The organism is Stenotrophomonas sp. S4, from assembly GCF_054187805.2.
Window position 1 is genome coordinate 4294855 of record NZ_CM196188.1, and the last position, 15913, is coordinate 4310767.

14 protein-coding genes are annotated in these 15913 nt (G+C 66.5%); 3 read left to right on the forward strand and 11 right to left on the reverse strand.

Annotated elements, in window-relative coordinates; translation table 11 throughout:
• Positions 1-81 precede the first annotated feature (81 nt).
• Positions 82-828 (forward strand): KilA-N domain-containing protein, encoded by a 747-nt coding sequence (locus tag ACUZUJ_RS19990; RefSeq protein ID WP_135966490.1) that lies wholly within the window; start codon positions 82-84, stop codon positions 826-828.
• A gap of 75 nt (positions 829-903) precedes the next feature.
• Here the strand turns inward: ACUZUJ_RS19990 and ACUZUJ_RS19995 are convergent, their stop codons facing one another.
• From ACUZUJ_RS19995 to ACUZUJ_RS20045, 11 genes are all read right to left on the reverse strand, one after another.
• Positions 904-1263, reverse strand: coding sequence for a hypothetical protein (locus ACUZUJ_RS19995; RefSeq protein ID WP_005419760.1), 360 nt, complete (start codon positions 1261-1263; stop codon positions 904-906).
• A gap of 53 nt (positions 1264-1316) precedes the next feature.
• Positions 1317-1733: a roadblock/LC7 domain-containing protein gene (locus ACUZUJ_RS20000; RefSeq protein WP_101766183.1), complete on the reverse strand. Its 417-nt coding sequence runs from the start codon at positions 1731-1733 to the stop codon at positions 1317-1319.
• Complete coding sequence (locus ACUZUJ_RS20005) at positions 1726-2274, reverse strand: GTP-binding protein (RefSeq protein WP_075676018.1); 549 nt, start codon at positions 2272-2274, stop codon at positions 1726-1728. The genes ACUZUJ_RS20000 and ACUZUJ_RS20005 overlap by 8 nt, the downstream gene beginning before the upstream one ends.
• Positions 2267-3232, reverse strand: a complete 966-nt coding sequence (locus tag ACUZUJ_RS20010; RefSeq protein WP_014038713.1) for a hypothetical protein — start codon at positions 3230-3232, stop codon at positions 2267-2269. The genes ACUZUJ_RS20005 and ACUZUJ_RS20010 overlap by 8 nt, the downstream gene beginning before the upstream one ends.
• A gap of 312 nt (positions 3233-3544) precedes the next feature.
• Entirely contained in the window at positions 3545-5767 is a 2223-nt protein-coding gene (locus tag ACUZUJ_RS20015) for an NADP-dependent isocitrate dehydrogenase (protein ID WP_458220605.1), read from the reverse strand.
• A gap of 362 nt (positions 5768-6129) precedes the next feature.
• A complete protein-coding gene (locus tag ACUZUJ_RS20020) occupies positions 6130-6642 on the reverse strand; it encodes a hypothetical protein (RefSeq protein ID WP_119006835.1) in 513 nt (170 codons plus the stop codon).
• 45 nt (positions 6643-6687) lie between these two features.
• Positions 6688-6981 carry a LysM peptidoglycan-binding domain-containing protein gene (locus ACUZUJ_RS20025; RefSeq protein WP_005419771.1) on the reverse strand — a complete coding sequence of 98 codons (294 nt, stop codon included), beginning with the start codon at positions 6979-6981 and terminating at the stop codon, positions 6688-6690.
• A 223-nt stretch (positions 6982-7204) separates the two neighbouring features.
• A complete protein-coding gene (queF, locus tag ACUZUJ_RS20030) occupies positions 7205-8023 on the reverse strand; it encodes an NADPH-dependent 7-cyano-7-deazaguanine reductase QueF (protein WP_049447282.1) in 819 nt (272 codons plus the stop codon).
• A 435-nt stretch (positions 8024-8458) separates the two neighbouring features.
• On the reverse strand, positions 8459-9319 hold the full coding sequence (locus ACUZUJ_RS20035) for an IS3 family transposase (protein WP_101764920.1): 861 nt from the start codon (positions 9317-9319) through the stop codon (positions 8459-8461).
• Positions 9316-9609, reverse strand: coding sequence for a transposase (locus tag ACUZUJ_RS20040; RefSeq protein WP_087921478.1), 294 nt, complete (start codon positions 9607-9609; stop codon positions 9316-9318). The genes ACUZUJ_RS20035 and ACUZUJ_RS20040 overlap by 4 nt, the downstream gene beginning before the upstream one ends.
• 219 nt (positions 9610-9828) lie before the next feature.
• Complete coding sequence (locus ACUZUJ_RS20045) at positions 9829-11148, reverse strand: M20 family metallopeptidase (RefSeq protein WP_049447280.1); 1320 nt, start codon at positions 11146-11148, stop codon at positions 9829-9831.
• Positions 11149-11334: 186 nt separating this feature from the next.
• Here ACUZUJ_RS20045 and ACUZUJ_RS20050 point away from each other — a divergent pair, with 186 nt between their 5' ends.
• Both ACUZUJ_RS20050 and ACUZUJ_RS20055 read left to right on the forward strand, forming a co-directional pair.
• Positions 11335-12579, forward strand: a complete 1245-nt coding sequence (locus ACUZUJ_RS20050) for an efflux RND transporter periplasmic adaptor subunit (RefSeq protein WP_049447277.1) — start codon at positions 11335-11337, stop codon at positions 12577-12579.
• Positions 12580-12653: 74 nt separating this feature from the next.
• The gene (locus ACUZUJ_RS20055) at positions 12654-15887 is read left to right on the forward strand and encodes an efflux RND transporter permease subunit (protein WP_458220666.1); all 3234 of its coding nucleotides are present in this window, start codon (positions 12654-12656) and stop codon (positions 15885-15887) included.
• Positions 15888-15913 lie beyond the last annotated feature (26 nt).

Sequence of the window (15913 nt, forward strand, 5' to 3'; positions counted from 1 at the left end):
CGACAAACGCAACGATTCCTACAGACCCGATGCCTCCCCGCTGCCTACCCTTTCAGGCCCAACAACGGCACGAGGTGACGCATGCAGCAAATGACCTTTATTCCACGCGTGGAGGAAGGCAACGTAATCCCCCAGCGCGCCCGCGACGGCTACATCAGCGCCACCGCCCTCTGCCAGTCCGTCGGCAAGCGCTGGTCCGATTACCGGGCGTTGAAATCGACGGAGGAGTTCCTGCAGGAGCTCATGGCGCAGACGAAGCTGTCCGAGAATGAGCTGATCCACGTGGTATCCGGTGGAAACCCGGCGATGCAGGGCACCTGGATCCACCCGTACCTCGCCATCCACCTCGGCCAGTGGCTGTCGCGCAAGTTCTCAGTGAAGGTCTCGCAGTGGGTGGTGGAATGGCAGCAGGGTCGCGCCAACGCGGTGATGCCAGCGCACATCGACCGCTACATGCAGAACCGCGCCAAGGTGCCCTATACCCACTTTTCGATGCTCAACGAGCTGACCCTGAACCTGATCGCGCCGCTCGAGCAGGCAGGCTACACGCTCCCGCAGGAGCTGGTGCCGGACATCTCCGAAGGCCGCCTGTTCTGCAAATGGCTGAGGGATCATCGGGGTATCAACACCGATGCACTGCCCACGTATGACCACTCCTACCCGGATGGGCGCACGGTGCAGGCCAAGCTGTATCCCAACGAGCTCTACGAAGACTTCCGCCGCCACTTCAACGAAGTGTGGTTGCCTGAGAAGGCGCCGGCGTACTTCGCCAAGCGCGACAACAAAGCGCTTTCGTTCGTGACCACGCTGCTGCTTCCACCGCAGTGAAAGCAGCGCCGAACGTGCTCGGCTGCTTCGGCTGAAAGCAGCCGAGCATGGCTCGGCTCTACTGGAACCGATGGCTCAGATCGCCAGTTCAGCCTCCACGTCCTGTACCTTGCGCCGGGCCAATGCCAGGTTGGACTTGGTACGGTCCAGCACGATGTAGAAGAACAGGCCCTTCTTCTTCGCCACCGGGCGCATGATGTGGTACGCCTTGCCCAGCGAGATCAGGATGTCCTCGATGCTGTCGTTGAGGTTCAACGACGCGGCGGTCTTCATCTTGGCGCGGATCACTTCGGTGTTGCCGGCGGCGGCCACTTCCATGTCCATGCCGGCACCGGCTTCGCCCAGCAGCATGCCGCTTTCATAGTCGACCAGCGCCACTGCCTGCGCGCCGTCGATGCCCATCAGTGCGTTCAACGATTCATTCAATCCGGCCACGTCGCACCTCTTGTCGATGTTGGTTCGAGCCCCTCGTTCCCCTGCGGCCGGGCTCACGATCCGCCGAGTTCGGCCAGGATCGCCTGGCCACATTCCCTGCTCTGCCACAGCACCTGGCCGATCACGCTGCGCTGGTCGCAGGCCGCCATCAGCAGCAGCGGTGCGCGCCCTTCGGCCTGGATCGCCAGCATCAGCACCTTGCCGCCCGCCGCTTCCAGCATCAGTGTCTGCAGATCGCCCAGTACCAGTTCACGCCCGACCGCCGCGGCCAGCGCCAGCATCGCGCTGGTCATCGCCGCGAGCCGTTCGCCGCGCCCTTCGGCGCCGGCGCTGACCAGGGCAAAGCCATCGACGCTGGCCAGCACTACCGTGCGCACGCCTTCGACCCGCTGCTGCAGGTCCTGCAGCAGGGGCTGCAGGCGCTCACGCTGACCGGCATCGGGCAGTACCGACATCTGCCCGTCAGCCATGTGCAGCCACCAGTGCGTGCGCTTCCATTTCGCTCATCAGTACATCCATCAGCAGCAGTCCCTGTTCGCGGTCACGGGCATCCACGGCCAGCAGCGGCAGCGGCTGGTCATCGAGGCAGGCACGGGCGGCCCAGTCATCCAGCGCGGCCTGTGGCGCCTGGTCCAGGTGGGTGACCGCCACGACCAGTGCCAGGGATGATGCGAACGGCTGCAGCACCTGCAGGTAGCCTTCCAGCTCGCTGGCCAGGCCGGCGCGGCGCGCATCCAGCAGCAGCACCGCGCCACGCGCGCCCTGCAGCAGGATCGGCCACAGGAAATCGAAACGCTGCTGGCCGGGTGTTCCGTACAGCCGCAGGCGTTCGCCGTTGGGCAGGTCGATGTCTGCGTAGTCCAGCGCCACGGTGGTGGAAGCCTTGTCGGCGCCGAGGCGATCACTGTTGGCCACATCCGTGTCGACCACCGCGCCAGCCGCGATGCTGCGTACCAGGGTCGACTTGCCGCTGCCCATGCCGCCCAGCACGACCACCTTGTGCTCACGCATTGCGCTCGCTCCCGCGCAGGTGCCGCCACAGGCGGGCAAGCAATCCGTTGTCGGTGCGGGTGCCACCTGTCGCCATCATCGGCGCCGCCGGGGCGGCCTGCAGCTGCGCGTAGCCACACAGGTAGGCGGCATGGATGAAATCGCGAACGGCCGCCGCCGGCAGTTCGAGCAGCATCGCGCATTCTTCAACCGTGCACGCGCGCTTGAGCAGCAATGAGCACAGGCGGAAGCCATCGTGGTCATGGCCCAGCACGCGGAAATCCGGCCAGCGCAGCAGCTTCACCGAGGCGCCGCGCAGGCGCTCGTCCAGCGCCTGCCAATGGCGGCTGCGTTGCGCCCATTGCCAGAGCAGCGGCCGCAGCGGCTGGCGTGGCCGCTCGCCGGCCAGGGCCTGCAGGCGCGCGGGTGTCAGCGCATCCAGCTGCAGGCGCTCAAAAGCATCGGCCAGGCGCTCCACCAGCGCCGCAGCCGGCTCCTGCAACAGCACGGCCTGATCGTGCTCCAGATCCATCAGCAGCAGAGGCTCACCCGCATCACCCAGCAGTGCCTGGCCCTGTCGCAGCGGCAGCCGCTCGCGCAGCAGGCGGGTGATGGCGTGCGCGCCATCTGCCAGGCGGATCGGTGCAGGTGTCTGCATGGCCAGGGGCTCCGGTGCCAACTGCATGCGGCGCAGCGCGCGACCGATGGCACCGTCATCAAGCACGTCCTGATGCCCGTCGCCATCACGCAGCTGGCCGCCGATGTCCTCGATCCAGCACTGCAGGCGCGGTCGTTGCTGCCGCATGCGCTGGGCGGCGTTGCGCAGCGCCGGGGTATCGCGGATGACCAGCAGGTCGCAATCGTCCAGATCCTGGCTGCGGCGGACCTGGCCATCCGGCAGTGCCGAGGCCAGGCGCAACCGTTGCAGCAGGGCCTGCTCGCCCTGGATATCGGTTCCCACTACCAGCACGCGTGCCATCCGTGTTCCCCGAGCGACCACCTCCCCGGTGGTCTCGCGTCGCCAAGGCTAGGGCATTGCCGACGAGGGCCGTCGTGATCGACTGCTCAGATTGAGGGCGGCTGCAGTCCGCCTCCTATCGGTTCTGCGACGGCCATCGCGGGCAAGTTTCATGCCCCTTTGACGGCATTCCGACAGCCGACGGATGTCACGGTTTCATCCTTCGGGGTCAGATCCCTTCTGCCATGCAAAAGGGATCTGACCCCGAAGGCCGCAAAAAAAGAAACCCGCGCCGAAGCGCGGGTTCCGGTGTCACGGCCGAGCGGCGCTGGATCAGCCGCGCAGCTGCTCCAGCGCGGCGTTGAAGGTCGCGCTCGGGCGCATCGCCTTGCTGGCCTTGGCCACGTCCGGGCGGTAGTAGCCGCCGATGTCCACCGCCTTGCCCTGCACCGCGATCAGCTCTTCGACGATCTTCTGCTCGTTGTCGGTCAGTGCCTTGGCCAGCGGGGCGAAGCGTGCCTTCAGCGCGGCATCTTCATTCTGCGCGGCCAGGGCCTGGGCCCAGTACAGCGCGATGTAGAAGTGGCTGCCGCGGTTGTCGATGCCACCCAGCTTGCGCGACGGCGACTTGTCGTTGTCCAGGAACTGGCCGTTGGCCTCATCCAGCGCCTTGGCCAGCACGCGGGCTGCGGCGTTGTCGTAGCGGTTGCCCAGGTGTTCCAGCGACGCTGCCAGGGCCAGGAATTCGCCCAGCGAATCCCAACGCAGGTAGTCCTCTTCGACGAACTGCTGCACGTGCTTCGGGGCCGAACCACCGGCGCCGGTCTCGAACAGGCCACCGCCGGCCATCAGCGGCACGATCGACAGCATCTTGGCGCTGGTGCCCAGCTCCATGATCGGGAACAGGTCGGTCAGATAATCGCGCAGCACGTTGCCGGTCACCGAGATGGTGTCCTCGCCCTTGCGGATGCGGTCCAGCGAGAATGCGGTGGCTTCCACCGGCGGCAGGATGCGGATGTCCAGGCCGTTGGTGTCGTGGTCCTTCAGGTAGTGCTCGACCTTGGCGATGACCTGCGCGTCGTGGGCGCGGGCGGCATCCAGCCAGAACACGGCCGGGGTGCTGCTCAGGCGGGCGCGTTCGACGGCCAGCTTCACCCAGTCCTGGATCGGCGCGTCCTTGGTCTGGCACATGCGCCAGATGTCACCGGCTTCCACGGCGTGCTCGAACACCACGGTGCCAGCATCGTCGGTGACCTTGACCACGCCATCGGCAGCGATCTGGAAGGTCTTGTCGTGCGAGCCGTACTCTTCGGCCTTCTGCGCCATCAGGCCGACGTTCGGCACCGAACCCATGGTGGCCGGGTCGAAAGCGCCGTGCGCCTTGCAGTCGTCGATGACGGCCTGGTACACACCGGCGTAGCAGCGATCCGGAATGACCGCCTTGGTGTCCTGCAGCTTGCCTTCGGCGTTCCACATCTTGCCGGAGTCACGGATCATCGCCGGCATCGAGGCATCGACGATCACGTCGCTCGGCACGTGCAGGTTGGTGATGCCCTTGTCCGAGTTGACCATGGCCACGCCCGGACGCTGCGCGTACTCGGCAGCCAGGTCGGCTTCGATCGCCGCACGGGTGGCCTCGGGCAGCGACGGCAGGCGTGCGGCCAGGTCACCGATGCCGTTGTTGGCATCGAAACCGGCCTGCTTGAGCACGTCGGCGTGCTTGGCCAGCACGTCCTTGTAGAACTCGTTGACCGCCACGCCGAACATGATCGGGTCGGAGACCTTCATCATGGTCGCCTTCAGGTGCAGCGAGAACAGCACGCCCTGGGCCTTGGCATCGGCGATCTGCTCGCTGATGAAGGCGGCCAGTGCCTTGCGGCTCATCACCGCGGCATCGACGATCTCGCCGGCCTTCACTGCGGTCTTTTCCTTCAGCACGACGGTGCTGCCGTCCTTGCCGTGGAAGGTGATCTTCAGCGCACCGGCGTTGGCCAGGGTGGCCGACTTTTCGCTGCCGTAGAAATCACCGGCGGCCATGTGCGCGACGTGCGACTTCGAATCCGACGCCCAGGCGCCCATGCGGTGCGGGTGCTTGCGCGCATAGTTCTTCACCGACAGCGGTGCGCGGCGGTCGGAGTTGCCTTCGCGCAGCACCGGGTTCACCGCACTGCCCTTGACCTTGTCATAGCGCGCCTTGTAGTCGCGCTGCTGGTCGTCGGCCGGGGTTTCCGGGTAATCCGGCAGCGGATAGCCCTGGTCCTGCAGTTCCTTGATGGCCGCCTTCAGCTGCGGCACCGAGGCGGAGATGTTCGGCAGCTTGATGATGTTGGCGTCCGGGGTGGTCGCCAGCTGGCCCAGCTCGGCCAGGTCGTCGCTGACCTTCTGCGCGTCGCTGAGCAGTTCCGGGAACAGCGACAGGATGCGGCCGGACAGCGAGATATCACGGGTTTCCACCACGATGCCGGCAGTGGCGGTGTAGGCACCAACGATCGGCAGCAGCGACTGGGTGGCCAGGAACGGTGCTTCGTCGGTCAGCGTGTAGAGGATCTTGGACATGGGGGACTTGGACTCTGTAGCGATGCTCAGGGGAAGGCCGGCGCCAACGCCGGGCCACGTGCAACCGTGTCGCGCGCGGGGCCGGGCCCCGCGCTTTCCCCCGTCGCCGTCAGGGTGGGCGCGCGGCGGGGAAACCCCTGCATTGTCGCGTTTTCAGCCGCGCGGGGCAAAGCCGCGCCATACGCGGCGGTACTGCATGCCGGCAACGCTGTGATCCATCCACGCCCGGTGTGGATGAAGCGCGGCCCGGTTGTGACTAGATCCACGCCATGCGTGATGGGGCCAACCGCCACCCAATAAAAAAGGACGCAGCCTCGCGGCTGCGTCCATCGTGAGCCCTGCCGGGAGAGAGTCGGCAGGACTTACTTGACCTCGAACTCCTGCGGCGTTCCAGCCGCCTTGCCATCGACGGTGACCTCGGCGCGGTACTTGCCGGCCGGCCAGCCCTTTGCATTCTTGAACGTGACGTTGGTGGTTTCCGCGCCGCTGGTGTTCAGGGTCGCGTTCTGCTCGCCGGCCACTTGGCCGTCCTGGTAGGTCAGCTTCGCGCCAACGGTGACGTTGTTGGCAGCGCCATCGGTCTTGACCGAGACGATGACGTCATCCTTAGGTGCGAACAATGCTGTCGTCGCAACCGACTTGTCGGCGGCTGCGGTCTTGCCCACGGTGACCGCCGAGACGCTGACTGCAGCGGCTTCGGCCATCGGCGGCGGTGCGCCGGTCATCGGGGCCGGTGCCGCCGGCTCGGCCGGGGCAGTAACTGCCGGTGCGGCGTTGCTGTCGGTCGACTCTTCCTTCTTCTTGCAACCGACCAGGGCAACGCTGCCCAGCAGGGCGGCGATCAGGGCGGTCTGGAGCGGGGTGGTCTTGATCATTCGGGGTTCCTCCCAGGGATTGTCGGACGGCGTTCGATCGCCGGCTTACTTCGGCGGCAGTTTCAGGGTCTGGCCCGGGAAGATCTTGTCCGGGTCATCAAGCACATCGCGGTTGGCTTCGAAGATCTTCTTCCAGGCATTGGCGTCGCCCAGATGCTGCTTGGCGATCTTCGACAGCGAGTCACCCTTCTGCACGGTGTAGGTGCCGCCGCTCACAACGTCGGCGGTGCTGTCCACCGAAGCGCTTACGCCTGAGAAGTCCGCCTTCGGCACCTGCTCGGCGGTACTGTCGACGCTGCCACTGACGCCGGAGAAATCGGCTTTCTTCTCGGTACTCATCCACAACTCCCGTCTGCATGACTACGTGGTTCGCACGTTGCCATGGCGGTTGTTAAATGGGGATGGTGCAGATGTGAAGCCGCCCCCGGGGGCGGCTGAACAATCGGGAGAGCCGGTGCCCGGTAGTGCCGGCCGCTGGCCGGCCTGCCCTTGCCCTGGATGCGGGTTCCCTGCAGTTGCCGGCCAGCAGCCGGCACTGCCCGTAACCGCCTGCGGCGGTTATTTATTGCCGCAGTTCGCGGTAGGTCGCAGCCGGTGCAACGATGCCGGGGCTGGCCCGCCAGGGATTGATATCCAGGCCACCACGGCGGGTATAGCGGGCCTCCACTTCCAGCCACTGCGGCTGGCAGCGGGCGGACACTTCGCTGAAGATCCGCTCAACGCACTGCTCGTGGAACTCGGCGTGCTCGCGGTAGCTGACCAGGTAGCGCAGCAGGCCCGCACGGTCGATCTTCGGCCCGCGGTAACGCAGGCTGACCGTCGCCCAGTCCGGCTGGCCGGTGACCGGGCAGTTGGACTTCAGCAGCGCCGAGACCAGGGTCTCCTCTACCACTTCATGCGCATCGGCGGTGAGGAAGTCCGCCTGCGGCGGACCGTAGCAGTCGATCTCCACATCCAGCCCGTCGACGGATTCACCGAGCGGCGTCTCGCGCAGGCCCGGCAGACCGAACTCGACCTGGACAGGCGCACCGGCGCAGGCTGACAGGTCAGCCACCAGACGCTCGCGCAGTGCCTCGGCGCTGTCGATGCGGGTGCTGTTGAGGGAGTTGAGGTACAGCTTGAACGACTTCGACTCGATCAGCCGCGGCGAGGTGCACGGCACCTGCACGGTGGCGACGGCCACCTGCGGCTTGCCACGCGGGTCGAGCCAGCTCAGCTCGAAGGCATGCCAGCGGTCGTGGCCGACGAACGGCAGCGCGGCGTCATCGAGGCCGATCTCGGCGCGGGCGCCGATGCGCGGGATGGGGAACAGCAGGCCGGGATCGTACTGCGACGGGTAACTGACCTCGCGACCGAGGCTGGAATCCTGTGGGGTGTTCATGGGGGTCATTGTATCGCGCGAAGGGCGGGCCTTCGGCCGGGCCGGCCAACGGCGGAGCCCCTCCGTGGTGGTTTTGTTGGTTGGTCGTGGAAGGCGGTCTATCGGCTTGGCCGGGTGGGTAGGCGGGTCGGGGGACGCCGTAAACCCGTCCCTGGGGGCTTGGCCGCGGCATCCATGCCGCGGACACCCCCGCCCCGCCTACCCACCCGGCCCCTGACAGTTCCCTGCACGCGGCCGCCACCACGGGAAAGATCAGAAAATCAAAATCAGAATCCGATCCTTCAGACGTTCATGACGTCCGCCGTGCCGACCAACGGTCGGCACCCACCAACAGCAGCGGGCACCAACAGCCGCGGGAAACTGTCGAAGGCGGGGTGGGTCCGGTTGAGGGGGTGTCTGATCTGGCCCCCTGAAAACGGACGCCATGAAGCCGTTTCAGGCGGCAGCCCGGAGCTGCCGGGCGTAGTTGTTAGGCGAGTGGTAGCCCAGCGCCGAGTGTAGCCGGGCTGGATTGTAGAAGCCGTGGATGTAAGCAGCGATGGACTGGCTGGCTTGTTCCTTACTGGCGTAAGGCTCGGCAGCCTCTTCTGTCTTGAGCGTCGCAAAGAAGCTCTCGACCACGGCGTTGTCCCAGCAATTGCCAGGCCGGCTCATGCTTTGGACCACGTCATGGGACTGCAGCAGCTGGCGAAACTCGTTCCCCCAGTACTGCCCGCCACGATCGGAATGGAAGATCAGGCCAGGTCGTTGTGGATGCAGAGCCCAGGCATTGGCGAATGCTTTCACTACCAGTTCTTCAGTCAGGCGCCTGGAAACGCTGTAGCCCAGCACCTGCCGGGTCTGGACGCTGATGACCACGGCCAGATGCAGCCATCCCTGGCGGGTGGGGACATACGTGATATCTCCGACCCACGCCGTCGGTCCGGTTCCGGGGGCAAATTGCCGATCCAGCAGGTTGGGGGCGAGCTGAGATGAGCCGCCGGAGGATTTGGGCCGGAATCGGCCTTTGGTCTTGCCCTGGATTCGCTCCTCGGCCATTAACCGTGCCACGCGCTTGTGGCCAACTGGATGATTCCTGGCTCGTAAGGCCCTGACCAGCCGACGCCGCCCATAACTGCGTTTGCTGGCCACATGGATGGCCCGAAGCTCGGTACGGAGGGCCGAATCGACATCGCACGTTTGGGCACACTGGCGGCGCAGGTAGTCATGGAATCCAGAGACAGAAACCCCAAAAAGCCGACACAGCAACCTGGTCGGGTAGCGAGTCCTTTGACTGGCGACGAAGGCGTACCTCACTTGGACTCTCTGGCAAAGAACGCCGCCGCTTTTTTTAGGATTTCCCGCTCCATCTTCAGATTGGCGTTCTCGGCCCGAAGGCGGCTGATCTCGCTTTCCAGGTCAGTGGCCGGCCTGCGGGCCTCAGAGGTCAACGACCGGCCAGCACGGACCGCGTCAATCCAATTTGCCAGCGTCTTGACCGACATCTCCAGCTGACGGGCCGCTGCGGCAGGCCCGAGCGACTCGGCCAACTCCACGGCTTGGTGCTTGAACTCATCGGTGTAGCTACGACGGGTGATACGGGACATAAGGGGACCTCCAAGTGCGATCAAAGTATCGCCTCTTGGCGTCCGCGGACGGGGGGCCAGATCAGTCCGCGGCATGGATGCCGCGGCCAAGCCCCCAGGGATGGGTTTACGGCGTCCCCCTCAACCGGACCCACCCCGCCATCCCAAGGAATGCCCACTTTTGACGTTGCCGTTGCCGTTGATTCAAACGGGTGCAGGGCGCAGTCCTGCCGGAAACCCTCAGCCAGCAGGAGTGCCGGCACCGTTCAAGTAATCCAGGCTCACCTGCAGCAGCGCGCGGAATCCAACATCCAACGCCTTCTCATCCAGCAGGAACTTCGGCGAATGGTTGGCCGGCGCCGTCGCCGGGTCGATCCCAACGCTGGTGGACCCGACGAAGAAGAACATGCCCGGCACTTCCTTCGCGTACAGCGAGAAATCCTCCGCGCCCATCTGCAACGGCGGCTCGTACACGTTGTCCTTGCCCACCACCGCCTGCAGGCTCGGCAGCATCTTCGCGGTCAGTGCCGGGTTGTTCACCGTGGCCGGGTTGCCATCGGCCTCGTAGATCTCGGTCACCGCCTTCGCGCCGTGCGCGGCAGCGGTGTGCTCGGCCACGTTGCGCAGGTCGGCGAAGATCTGCTGGCGCATGCCTTCGTCGAAGGTGCGGATGGTGCCGACCATCTCCACTTCATCGGGAATGATGTTGTAGCGGATGCCACCGTTGATCGCGCCGAAGGTCAGCACCGCCGGCTGCTTGGACAGGTTGGCGCGGCGGCTGACGATGGTCTGCGCGGTGCCGACCAGATCGGCGGTGGCGACGATCGGATCGACACCGTTCCACGGCGCCGAGCCGTGCGTCTGGCGCCCGATCACCTTGATCCCGAACCGGTCCGAGGCGGCCATCAACGGGCCGCCGCGCACGGCGATCTGCCCTACCTGCACGCTGGAGAACACGTGCAGGCCGAACACCGCTTCCGGCTTGAAATCAGCGAACAGGCCTTCCTTGAGCATCAACGCGGCACCACCCTCCTCCGGCGGCGGTGCGCCCTCCTCGGCCGGTTGGAAGATCAGCATCACCTGACCCGGCAGGTCCTTCTTCATCGCCACCAGTGCTTCGGCCACGCCGAGCAGGGTGGCGGTATGCGCGTCATGGCCGCAGGCATGCATCACGCCCACGGTCTGACCGCGGTACTGGTCAGTGGCCTTCGAGGCGAACGGCAGGCCGGTCTGCTCGGTCACCGGCAACGCGTCCATGTCGGCGCGCAGCGCGATCTTCGGGCCTGGCCTGCCGCCCTCGATGATCGCCACCACGCCGTGATGGGCGATGCCGGTCTTCGGCTTCAGGCCCATCGCGCGCAGGCGCTTGGCGACCTCGGCCGAGGTGCGCGCCTCGCGGTTGGACAACTCAGGATGCTGATGGAAGTCCCGGCGCCATTCGACCACCTTGGCCTGCAGCCGCTGCGCGGCGGCGGTCACCTCCGGGCGCTGCCCGTCCTGGGCGTAGGCAAGGGCCGGCAGGGCCAGCAGCAGGGCGGACAGCAGCAGCGAACGGCGCATCGCAATCTCCACAGCAGAAGGGTTCCAGCTGAATGTAGGGCAACACCGCCGCCACGGGAACCTCCGGCGCTGGATCCGGTCTTAGCGCCCGTCCCATCCGTCATGCAGGAAACGTGATGTGGCACAGGTATGCTTTGCGCATTGCCCCGGCGTCCCGCCTGGTCCAGCCCTCTCGGAGTCCTCGTAATGTCACGTGTTTGGAAGATCGTGCTGCTGGTCGTGGCAGTGCTGGTGCTGGCCGTGGTCGGCCTGCGCGTCATGGGCGGGGGCAAGGACAAGGCCGGTGGTGCGGCTGCGGGGGCGCGCCAGGGCGGCGAGGATCCGAATGCCGGTCCCGTACCGGTGACCGTGGTGGATGCCACGCGCCAGGACGTGCCGGTGTATGCCAGCGCGCTGGGCACGGTGACCGCGATGAACACCGTTACCGTCAGCCCGCAGGTCGGCGGCCAGCTGATGAGCCTGAATTTCCGCGAAGGCCAGGAAGTGAAGCAGGGCGATGTGCTGGCGGTGATCGATCCGCGCACGGCCCAGGCCAGCTATGACCAGGCCGCCGCGGCCAAGCGCCAGAACGAAGCCCTGCTGGCCACCGCGCGCTCCAACTTCCAGCGCTCGAACGCGCCGGAGTATCGCCAGTACGTCGCCAAGACCGATCTGGATACACAGCGAAACCAAGTGGCACAGTACGAAAGCGCGGTCGCAGCGAACGAGGCCAGCATGCGCTCGGCACAGGTGCAGCTGCAGTACACCAAGGTCACCGCACCGATCACCGGCATCGCCGGCATCCGTGCGGTCGATGCGGGCAACGTGGTCAACGCCGGCACCGCACTGGTCACGCTGACCCAGATCCATCCGATCCACGTACTGTTCAACCTGCCCGAGCGCCAGCTCGGCGACGTGCGCCAGGCGCAGGCCGCCGGTACGGTGCCGGTGGCCGCGCTGGACCGTGCCGATTCGCACGTGTTGTCCGGCGACGGCAAGCTCGACGTGGTCGACAACCTGATCAGTGCCGACAGCGGCACCTTCAAGGCGCGTGCCCTGTTCGACAACACCGACAACGGCCTGTGGCCGGGCCAGTTCGTCAACGTGCGCATGCAGCTGCGCACGATCGGCGGTGGCGTGGTCATCCCCACCCAGGCGGTGCTGCGTGGCCCGGACGGCGAGTACGTCTACATCGTGCAGGGCGACAACACGGTAAAGATGCAGACCGTGCGCAGCGGCGTGGAAGTGGGCGACAGCCAGGTGCAGATCGCCGAAGGCCTGAAGGGCGGCGAGCGGGTGGTCAGTGAAGGCCAGTTCCGCCTGAAGCCAGGCAGCAAGGTCACCGCGCTGAAGCCGGGCGAGACCCCGGCCGCACCGACCGAGGCCGAACTGAAGGCGGCCGAGCAGAAGAACGCAGGCGGCGGTGGCCGTCGCGGTGGTGGCCCGCGCTGAGCGCAGGCCACTGATCTCCCTCGCGCCGGCGACCCTGCCGGCGCCGACATTGAAGTGCCAGCAAGGATCAGTCCGTGGGCTTTTCGACGATCTTCATCCGCCGCCCGATCGCCACCTCGCTGTTGATGGCGGGCCTGTTGCTGCTGGGCATCCTCGGTTACCGCAAGCTGCCGGTGTCGGCACTGCCGGAAATCGATGCGCCCAGCCTGGTGGTCACCACCCAGTACCCCGGCGCCAACGCCACCACCATGGCCTCGCTGGTCACCACGCCGCTGGAGCGCCAGTTCGGGCAGATTTCCGGGCTGGAGCTGATGACCTCCGATTCGTCGGCCGGGTTGTCCACGATCATCCTGCAGTTCTCGATGGACCGCGACATCGACATCGCCGCGCAGGACGTGCAGGCGGCGATCCGCCAGGCCACCCTGCCCTCGTCGCTGCCCTACCAGCCGGTCTACAACCGGGTGAACCCGGCCGACGCGGCCATCGTCACCCTGAAACTGACCTCTGACACGCGCCCGCTGCGCGACGTCAACAATTACGCCGATTCCATCCTGGCCCAGCGCCTGTCGCAGGTGCAGGGCGTGGGTCTGGTCTCGATCGCCGGCAATGTGCGACCGGCCGTGCGCATCCAGGTCAACCCGGCGCAGCTGTCGAACATGGGCCTGACCCTTGAGCAGCTGCGCAGCGCGCTGACCCAGGCCAACGTCAATGCGCCGAAGGGTTCGTTGAACGGCAAGACGCAGTCCTACAGCATCGGCACCAACGACCAGCTGGCCAGCGCCGCCGAGTACCGCGACACCATCATCAGCTACAAGAACGGCCGCCCGGTGCGGCTGTCGGACGTGGCCGAGGTGATCGATGGCGTGGAGAATGACCAGCTGGCCGCCTGGGCCGACGGCAAGCCGGCGGTACTGCTGGAAGTGCGCCGCCAGCCCGGTGCCAACATCGTGCAGACCGTCGAGCGCATCCGCGCGATCCTGCCGCAGCTGCAGGGCGTGCTGCCGGCCGACGTGCACCTGGAGATCTTCAACGACCGCACCGAGACCATCCGCGCGTCGGTGCATGAAGTGCAGTTCACCCTGATCCTCACCATCGGCCTGGTGGTGGCGGTGATCTTCGTGTTCCTGCGCCGGTTGTGGGCCACGATCATTCCGTCAGTGGCGGTGCCGTTGTCGCTGGCCGGCACCTTCGCGGTGATGGCCTTCGCCGGCATGTCGCTGGACAACCTCTCGCTGATGGCGCTGGTGGTGGCCACCGGCTTCGTGGTCGACGATGCGATCGTGATGATCGAGAACATCGTGCGCTACATCGAGCAGGGCAAGAGTGGCAAGGAAGCGGCCGAGATCGGCGCGCGCCAGATCGGCTTCACTGTGCTGTCGCTGACGGTCTCGCTGGTGGCGGTGTTCCTGCCGCTGCTGCTGATGCCCGGCGTCACCGGCCGCCTGTTCCACGAGTTCGCGTGGGTGCTGAGCATCGCCGTGGTGCTGTCGATGCTGATCTCGCTGACGCTCACCCCGATGATGTGCGCCTACCTGCTCAAGCCCGACGCCCTGCCCGAGGGCGAGGACGCGCATGAGCGTGCGGCGGCGGCCGGCAAGCAGAACCTGTGGACGCGCACCGTCGGCCTGTACGCACACAGCCTGGACTGGGTGCTGGGCCACCAGCGCCTGACCCTGGCGGTGGCCGGCGGCGCACTGGTGCTGACCGTCCTGCTGTACGTGCTGATTCCCAAGGGCCTGCTGCCCGAGCAGGACACCGGCCTGATCACCGGCGTGGTCCAGGCCGACCAGAACATCGCCTTCCCGCAGATGGAACAGCGCACCAAGCAGGTGGCCGAGGCACTGCGGCACGATCCGGATGTGACCGGCGTATCGGCGTTCATCGGTGCCGGCAGCATGAACCCCACGCTCAACCAGGGCCAGCTGTCGATCGTGCTGAAGGAGCGCAGCCAGCGCGATGGCCTGGACGAGATCCTGCCGCGCCTGCAGAGGGCAGTGGCCGGCATTCCGGGCGTGGCGCTGTACCTGAAGCCGGTGCAGGACGTGACCCTGGATACCCGCGTGGCCGCTACCGAGTACCAGTACTCGCTGTCGGACGTGGATTCGGCGACGGTGGCCACCCAGGCCACGCGCCTGACCGAAGCGCTGCGCAAGCGCCCGGAACTGGCGGACGTCGACAACAACCTGTCCAACCAGGGCCGCGCCCTGGAGCTGAACATCGACCGCGACAAGGCCAGCGTGCTGGGCGTGCCGATGCAGACCATCGATGACACGCTCTACGATGCGTTCGGCCAGCGGCAGATCTCGACCATCTTCACCGAGCTCAACCAGTATCGCGTGGTGCTGGAAGTGGCGCCGGAGTTCCGCACCAGCACCGCGCTGATGGAACAGCTGGCCGTGGCCTCCAACGGTGCCGGCGCACTGACCGGCACCAATGCCACCAGCTTCGGCCAGGTCACCTCGTCGAACTCGTCGACCGCCACCGGCATCGGCGCGCAGAACACCGGCATCACCGTCGGCGCCGGCAACATCATCCCGCTGTCGGCGCTGGCCGAAGGCAAGGTCAGCAGTGCGCCGCTGGTGGTCAGCCACCAGCAGCAGCTGCCGGCGGTGACGGTGTCGTTCAACGTGGCGCCGGGCTATTCGCTGTCCGAGGCCGTGCGTGCGATCCAGGAGACCAAGGACAGCCTGGACATGCCGACCCACCTGCATGCCGAGTTCATCGGCAAGGCCGCCGAATTCACCGGCAGCCAGACCGATGTGGTGTGGCTGCTGCTGGCCTCGCTGGTGGTGATCTACATCGTGCTGGGCGTGCTGTACGAGAGCTACATCCACCCGATCACGATCATCTCCACGCTGCCGCCGGCCGGTGTCGGCGCGCTGCTGGCGCTGATGCTGTGCGGCCTGAGCCTGTCGGTGGACGGCATCGTCGGCATCGTGCTGCTGATCGGCATCGTCAAGAAGAACGGCATCATGATGGTCGACTTCGCGATCGAGGCGCGCCGCGCCGGTGCCAACGCGCACGAGGCGATCCGCCGTGCCTGCCTGCTGCGTTTCCGCCCGATCATGATGACCACCGCCGCGGCCATGCTCGGTGCGCTGCCGCTGGCACTGGGCACCGGCATCGGATCGGAGCTGCGCCGCCCGCTGGGCATCGCCATCGTCGGCGGCCTGCTGCTGTCGCAGCTGGTGACCCTGTACACCACGCCGGTGATCTACCTGTACATGGAACGCTTCTCCGAGTGGCTTGCCCGCCGCCGCGAACAGCGTGCGCTGCGCAACGGTTCGCTGCAGGAGCCGCAGGCATGATCCACGCCCCGCTGCTGCGGGGGGCC